Source organism: Bacillus sp. Nf3 (assembly GCF_003028545.1).
GTDB lineage: Bacteria > Bacillota > Bacilli > Bacillales > Bacillaceae > Bacillus > Bacillus safensis.
In genome coordinates, this window is record NZ_PYUA01000005.1 from 197897 (window position 1) to 206901 (window position 9005).

A 9005-nucleotide genomic window follows, 5' to 3' on the forward strand; every position below is an offset into this window, starting at 1 on the left:
AAGAAGAGGTGGACTTATGAGCAAGCAGAAAATTCAAAAGGTATATCCTTTAACACCAATGCAAGAGGGCATGCTGTATCATGCCATGCTAGACCCTGATTCCTCCTCTTATTTCACACAGCTTGAGCTTGGAATAAGCGGAGATTTTGATCTCGATCTTTTTGAAAAGAGCCTCAATGAACTCGTACGGACATATGACATTCTGCGTACAGCCTTTGTCTATCAGCAATTACAAAAGCCTCGTCAGGTTGTACTGGCTGAACGTCATTTAGATGTGTATAGAGAGGATCTATCGCATCTGAATGATCAAGAGCAGAAAAAGGTATTGGATCAATATAAAAAGCAAGTGAGAAAGCAAGGATTTCACTTAACGAATGATCTGTTGTTGAAAGTCGCTGTTTTTCAATTAAATGAAACAAACTGGCACCTGATTTGGAGCAACCATCACATCATCATGGATGGTTGGTCCATGGGTGTTTTGATGAAAAAACTGTTTCATTACTATGAATCTTATCGGAACGGCCGAACCCCAGATCGCTCACAAGGTAAGCCTTATGCGGACTATATCCAGTGGCTTGGAAAGCAAAACAAACAAGAAGCGGAAGACTATTGGAAGGAGCGGCTGGATGGTGCTGTTCAGCACCAAGGGCTGCTGCAGCAAAAAGAGGCGAACGGACAATATGACCATCAGGAATGGACGTTTACATGGGATGCACAAACGGTACAAGCCATTCAAGATGCGGCAAGACAATGCCAAGTGACAGCACCGAACCTTTTTCAGGCTGTCTGGTCCGTTCTTTTAAGCACCTATCATGCAGCAGATGATGTCACATTCGGAACAGTCATATCGGGCAGACCTCCAAGTGTGTCTGGAATTGAGCAAATGGCAGGGCTGTTTATCAATACGATACCTGTTCGGGTGACATTGGATCAGGAACAGACCTTCAAACAGCTGTTTCAAAAGGTTCAGCAGCATGCTCTGGAAGCGGAAAACTATGATTTTATGCCGCTTTATGACATTCAGCAGAAAACAGCTACTGGAGGAAAACTCTTTGATCATTTGGTTGGATTTGAAAACTATCCTTTAGATCAGGAGCTGTCTGGTGACACCATGTCTGCACGTCTCGGTTTTGCCATTGATGTAAAGGACGGATTTGAACAAACGAATTTCGATCTGAATCTTCTTGTCTATCCGGGTGAAACGTGGACATTGAAAATCAAATACAATGCGGTGGCGTTTGAAGAAAAAGTCATTGAAAATATATCGAAACATCTGACCAATCTCATAAAGCAAATCACTCGAAATCCTGACATGTATCTTCATGAAGTGACATGTATCACAGAAGAAGAAAAGCAGCAGATTGCAGCGTGGAATCAGACGGAGAGAGATTATCCGAAGCACCTGTCCATTCCCGAGCTGCTCAATGAACGTATCAAAGCGCAGCCAAACCACCTGGCATTAGTCGAAGGCGAGCGAACATTCACATACGAAGAGCTTGGACAAGAAATCCGTCGTTTAGCCAGCATCCTTGTAGAAAACGGCGTTCAGCCGGGGGATGCAGTCGCGGTGTATATGAACCGATCAGCGGATGCGGTGATCGCCATTTTAGCCATTTTACACGCAGGGGCTGCCTATGTGCCGATTGATCCAGCTCAGCCTGAGGAGAGAATCCGTTGGATGCTTGAAGACAGCGGCGTAGCCATTTTGCTCTATGCTGACAGCCAGCCGCCGGTTGATGAAAGCATCAAAGCAATAAATGTGACCGGCATGACTCATCACTCACAAGCGGAGTTATCAGTCGAGACGTCTCCATCTCAATTGGCATATATCATGTTCACATCGGGATCAACTGGACGGCCCAAAGGAGTGCAAATAGAGCATCAGCATATTGTGAGGTTAGCATGCTCTCAGGAGAAATTGGGGTTGCACAAGTCCGATCGTATGGCGCATACAGGAGCTGTCAGCTTTGATGCGATTACCCTTGAAATCTTCACTACGCTTCTGAATGGGGCGACGCTTTATCCTGTTGACCGTGATACTTTATTGGATATACACCGATTCGAACAATTTATCCAAACATATCAGATCACGGCGCTCTTTTTAACGACTGGTTTATTTAATCAGCTCGCTCAGCAGCGGCCGCAAATGTTCAAAGGGTTAAAAACATTATTCACCGGCGGTGATGTGATCAATGAGAAAAGTGCGGAGCTTGTGAAAAAGCATCATCCATCACTTACCTTGCTGAATGTCTATGGCCCAACAGAAAATACAGCCATCTCGACCATTTACGAAGTAAGAGGAGATGAAACGGGTCCGATCCCAATTGGTCAGCCGATCAATCATACGTCAGCTTATATTTTAGATGATTATCAAAGACTTCAGCCAATTGGAGCGCCAGGAGAGCTGTATGTAGGCGGGGATGGTGTTTCAAGAGGGTACATCAAACGTCCAGATTTGACTGATCAAGTATTCATGGCAGATCCTTTTAAGCCGTCAGGACGGATGTATCGAACAGGTGACTTGGCTAGATATGGTGCGGATGGTCAGATCGAATTCCTTGGCCGTGCAGATGATCAGGTGAAAATTCGAGGCTTCCGTATTGAGCTTGGTGAAATTGAAACGGTGCTTCGCCAAGAAACGGGTATCGATGATGCGGTTGTACTTGTTCAGCAGCTTTCTTCAGAAGAAAAAGAAATCATCGCCTACTTCACAGGGACGCTCACAGAAGAAGAGGTGCGAGATGTATTCAATCAAAAGCTGCCAGCTTATATGGTGCCGCACTATGTGATGAAGCTGGATACCTTTGCGCTGACAACGAACGGGAAGGTAGATCGAAAAGCTTTACCAACGCCGGACGAAGTGCATCGCGAAGAAATCAAAATCATGCCGCCTGAGACCGAGACAGAAAAGGTACTCGCTGACATTTGGGAGGAGCTTCTTGGAAAAACGATTGGGATAGACGAGCATTTCTTCATGGCTGGCGGGCACTCGCTCAAGGCGATGATGATGTCTGCGAAGGTTCAAGAAGCGCTTCAAAAGGAAGTGCCGATTCAAATGATTTTTGAGAAGCCGACGATTCGCTCATTAGCGGCTTACATCGATCAGGATGGTCAAGAAGATGCTGGACATCCTATTTTACCAGCAGAGCAGGCGGGCGAATATCCGGTATCACCAGCTCAGCGCCGTTTATACATTTTGCAGACACTTGAACCTGACAGCACGAATTATCATATTCCGATCGTCTTAACGCTTGAAGGAACACTCGAATATGAGCGGCTCAAATCAGCATTTAATCAGTTAATCCAAACGCATGAAATCTTAAGAACGAGTTTTCATATGAATGGAGAAGACATTGTCCAAAGGGTGCATGAATGGTCTGCATTTGACCTTCCTGTTCATGACATCAAGGAAGAAGAGGCTGAGGCATTTCTTGCTGAACGTCAATCGCCATTTGATTTAACAGCGGCACCCCTTCTACGAGCTCAGCTGCTAAAGGTCAGTGAGAATCGTCATCTTCTCGTTTTGGAAGCACATCATCTCATTACAGATGGCAGCTCCATGAAGACGTTCATTCAAGATTTGGCGAAGGCTTATGATGGAGAAGCTCTTGCTGAAAGAGCCATTCATTATAAAGATTACGCTGTCTGGCAGCTAAGTGAAGAAGAAACGGAGAAACTGAAGGAGCATGAAGCATATTGGCTGAAGCAATTTGAAGGAGATTTACCGGTTTTAGAGCTGCCAACTGATTATCCGCGTCCAGCAGAACGTGATTTTTCTGGAGAACGATTCATGTTTGGCTGTGATCAAGCAACGACTCAGCGCATTTATGAACTGCTTCAGAAAACCGATACGACCATGTATATGTTCTTGTTATCCGCCTTTCAAGTGCTGCTTGCCTCCTATAGCGGTCAGGAAGATATCATTGTGGGTTCGCCTGTTGCTGGACGGACACACCCTGATATCCAGGACATGCCGGGGATGTTTATTAACACCATTGCATTGCGCGGAAAACCAGAACAAACCAAAACATTTTTGCAGCTGCTTGAAGAAATAAAAGAAACAAGTGTTGACGCTTTTGCACATCAAAGCTATCCACTTGAAGAGTTAATTGCACATCTTCCATTAGACCGTGATACAACTCGGAGCCCGCTTTTTAGCGTGTCATTTAACATGCAGAACATGGAGGTTCCAGCGCTAAAGCTCGGCGATCTGAACATTTCGCCTTATGCCATTCAGCATCACTCGGTCAAATTTGATTTATCTTTAGAAGCATTTGAACGCGAGGGAGCATTAAAACTGAGCTTTGACTATGCAGCGGCGTTATTTAAAGAAGAGACCGTCCGCCGGTTCGGAACTCACCTCCTAGCGATTATTCGTGAGGCGGTTCGTCATCCAGAGGAACAGATCGGCTTGCTCCGTATACTGGATCAGCATGAACAAATAGAGCGTCTGGAGAAAAAAGCCGAAGGGCCAACGAATCGTCATGAGCCATTCCATGTCCAATTTTCACGTCAGGCTAAGGAAACACCGGATGCTATTGCCGTCAGGGATGATCAAAGAAAACTCACCTACCGCGAGCTGGAAGACATGTCACAAGCACTTAGCTGTGAACTTAAGAAACGAGGCGTAGAGAAAGAAAAAACTGTGGCACTGATTCTTGACCGCTCTGTCTATGTGATCGTCTCCATGCTTGGTGTGATGAAAGCAGGAGGAGCGTTTGTCCCGATTGATCCGGCTTTTCCGGCTGAACGAATCCGCTACACTTTAGAGGATTCAGATGCACAAGTCATCGTGACAAATGAGTCTCTTGCTGATTCCTATCAAAATCGCAAGTCGATTCAAGTGGTTCAGGTTGAACAAGCAGTGCATCAAAGCCATCCGTTAGAATTGCCGGAAGTATCAGTTGATCAGCTTGCTTATGTGATTTACACATCTGGGACAACAGGGAAGCCGAAGGGAGTACAGCTCACGCATCGTAATCTATCACACTATGTCAACTGGCTGACAAATGAGGTGACATTGCAAGAATGTGATCGGACAGCACTGCTTTCTTCTTATGCATATGATCTTGGTTACACAAGCATTTTCCCTGTTTTAAAAGCAGGGGGGACACTTTATGTTGCTCGTGAAGAGGTGTATACAGACCCTGTACGTCTGATGCGTTTGATTGATGAACAAGAACTGACTTATATCAAAATGACACCATCCTTATTTCATATGATGGCAGATTCTAAGGAACATTCATTTAACGCTTTACGCCTAGTGGTACTTGGAGGAGAACCGATCATTCCTGAGGATGTTGAAACATTTATGAAGCAGCATCCATGCGTGGCAGTAATGAACCATTACGGTCCGACTGAGACAACCATTGGTACAGTGACCAAGCTGATCACACCGCAAGAGCTGGACGCTCTGAAGGAACGATCTTTGATCGGGCAGCCAATTGCACACACTAGAGCACTCGTATGCAATCAGCAGCAGCGTCTTGTCCCTTATGGCGCGCCGGGAGAGCTTTATATATCTGGGGAAGGCGTGTCGAGAGGATATTTGAATCAGCCTGAGTTAACAGCGGAACGTTTTCTTGAAAATCCATATGACCCTCAAGAGAGAATGTATCGAACAGGGGATTTGGTCAGACAGCATGCAAATGGAGATATTGAGTTTCTTGGAAGAGTCGATGATCAAGTGAAAATCCGCGGCTATCGCATTGAGAAACAGGAAATTGAGCATGCCGCACGTGCTCTGGCATCTATTCAAGAAGTCCATGTGAAAGTTCTGCACCCGTCCGGTTTGCCGGAGCTTGCACTCTATTACACAGCGCCTGAACACATTGGAACATTGACGTTTAGAGAAAATCTTGCGGAGACACTGCCGGATTATATGATTCCAACGTACTTTGTGAAAGTCGATCACATTCCACTTACCCAAAACGGAAAGGTGGATGCGAAGTCTTTGCCGCTCCCGCATGAAGTGCATATGAACCGTACGGCGCATGTGGCACCAGAAACGGAACTTGAGCGGGCGCTGTGTGACATTTGGTCAGAAGTTCTAGGGGTGGAACAAATGGGTGTTCTTGACCACTTCTTTGAATTAGGAGGTCATTCCCTCAAGGGCATGGTGCTCATTTCGAAGGTGCAAGCAAAGCTGAACAAGCATGTGCCGCTCAAAGTCCTTTTTGAAAAACCAACCATACGAGCAATGGCTGCTTACTTGAACGAAACGAATTCTTCGGTGGTTACATCCATTCAGCCGGCGGAAAAGCAAGATTTCTATCCCGTCTCTTCTGCTCAAAAGCGGATGTATGTACTGCAGCAACTGCATCCAGAAGCAGTCACTTATCATATGCCAGCCGTTTTAATGATGGAAGGCAGCCTTGATGTGAAGCAGCTAGAAGCAGCGCTTCAAGCCTTGATCGACAGACATGAATCGTTGCGGACCGCCTTTGTAGAAATTGACGGCGTACCCGTTCAAAAAGTCTATCGCCAAGTGCCGTTTACATTAGAGGTTGATGAAATAGAGGGCGATCAGGAGCAGTCTGTCATCGAGTCATTCATTACACCATTCTCACTACATCAAGCACCATTAATGAGGGCAAAAGTGGCGAAGCTTTCTGATGAGAAATATGTATTCATGATGGATATGCACCATATCATTGCAGATGGTGTCACACGCAGCCTGCTCATTCAAGAACTGGCAGAGCTGTATGAGAAAAAGACGTTACCGTCAGTTCAGCTGCATTACAAAGATTTTGCTGTATGGCAGCAGGAAGAAAATCAGCAGGTGCTGCTTGAGAAACAGCGGCAGTATTGGCTGGAGCAATATGCACAGCCGCCAGAAGACTTAGCGCTGCCCCTTGATTTTCCGCGTCCTCAAGTTCAGTCATTTGAAGGAGGGCGAGTCGATAGATGGTTGTCTGCTGAAAAGGTGCAATCTATCAAAACGCTCATGGCGGAAAAAGGTGTGAGCTCGAACATGGTGATGCAAACGGCATTTGCCATTTTCCTTTCCAAATTAACTGGGCAGACAGATATCGTCATAGGCGCTGTAACCGCAGGACGTACGCATGCTTCAATCGAACGGGTTCCAGGCATGTTTGTCAATACGCTGGCTCTTCGAAACGAAGTGCAGCCAGAAGAAACGACAGCACAGCTGCTTGAAAAAATGAAAGATCGCAGCCTATCAGCCTATGAACATCAAGAATTCCCGTTTGAGGAATTGGTGGCTCAGTTAGATCTTCCGAAAGACACAAGCCGCAATCCATTGTTTAGTGTCATGCTGACTACAGATGACCGTGACCTGACGTTACCGGATTTGAATGGACTCAAGCTGTCACAAAAGCAGCAAGATACCGTTCATGCAAAATTTGATATAACGCTTGGTGTATTTGAAGAAAATGATCAAGTGGGCTTGCGCTTTGAGTATGCAGCGGCTCTGTTTAAAAAGAGCACCATTCAGCGCTGGAGCCGATATATTGAAAAAATCATAGACGATATGGTGACTAAGCTGAATCAGCCGATTTCAGCGCTATCTCTCATAACTGAAGAGGAAAAACGAGAGCTGATCAATGAATGGTCAGGACCAGACCTTGATGTTCCATCAGATCAAACCGTTCATGCCCTGATTGAGGCGAAGGCACAAGGAGCACCGCATCAAAAAGCAGCGACATTCTGCGGAACGAGCTGGACGTATAAAGAGTTGAACAGCCGGGCGAATGTAGTCGCTTCAAGGCTCATCGCCAGCGGCACAAAACCAGGAGACCGCGTCGGCATTCTCACCCGCCCATCTCTTGACATGACAGCCGCTGTCCTTGGTGTCCTCAAGGCAGGTGCGGCATTCGTTCCAATTGATGCAGATTATCCAGCGCAGCGTATTGCGTACATGCTGGAGGACTGCGGGGCAGAGGTACTTCTGATGCAGAAAGGACTCACTTCACCATCTTCATTCACAGGTCATGTCCTGTTCATAGAAGATGCGGTAGAGGGAGAAGCTCACGAAATTCAGGTTCATATCAAACCAACAGATCTTGCTTATATGATTTACACGTCTGGGACGACGGGACAGCCGAAGGGTGTCATGGTCGAGCACCAGTCCCTTGTGAATCTTGCGTTCTGGCACAATGATGCGTTCCAAGTGACGCACAAGGATCGAACTGCGAAATATGCCGGCTTTGGCTTCGATGCTTCCATTTGGGAGATGTTTCCGACGTGGATCGCCGGCGCAGAGCTGCACATTATTGATGAGGCAATTCGCTTAGATATGATCAAGCTCAATGCGTATTTCAATAAAGAAGGGATCACCATTGCCTTCCTGCCGACACAGTTATGCGAGCAGTTTATGTCAATGGACAACCATTCTCTGCGCTATTTACTAACAGGTGGAGACAAGCTGAAACAGGTGAAGCCAGTTCCATATCAACTCGTCAATAACTACGGTCCAACAGAAAATACGGTTGTAGCGACAAGTGGAGTCATCGACCCAGAACAAGGCACGCTTCCCATTGGAACAGCCATTGCCAATACTCGTTTTTACATTATGGGTTCGTTATATGACCTGTCGCCGCCAGGCGTACCGGGCGAGCTCGTGATTGCAGGAAAAGGACTGGCAAGAGGCTACTGGAATCTTCCAGAGGAAACAGACAAACGATTTGTCCCAGATCCATTTTATCCAGGCGAGCGCATGTACCGCACAGGCGATTTAGTGAAATGGACAGAGGGTGGCGAGCTGATTTACCTCGGCAGAATAGACCATCAGGTCAACATCCGCGGCTTCCGTATTGAGCTGTCAGAAATTGAAGCCCAGCTTCTGACGCTGGATTCGGTGAAAGAAGCCGTCGTGACAACGGTCAAAGATGCGAGTGATCAGGACGCCCTTGCCGCTTACGTGATCACGGAGAACGATACTGATGCAGAAGACTTAAAAGAAAGCCTAAAACGAACGCTGCCTGAATATATGGTGCCATCATGGATCATCAAGCTAGACCAATTTCCAATGACGGCAAATGGAA

The 9005-nt window shown here is 46.4% G+C and carries 1 protein-coding gene; it reads left to right on the plus strand.

Annotation, left to right across the window (positions count from 1 at the left end; genetic code table 11):
- Positions 1–16 precede the first annotated feature (16 nt).
- A partial coding sequence (locus C9414_RS15375; RefSeq protein WP_107163977.1) for a non-ribosomal peptide synthetase occupies positions 17–9005 on the plus strand: 8989 nt, incomplete at its 3' end.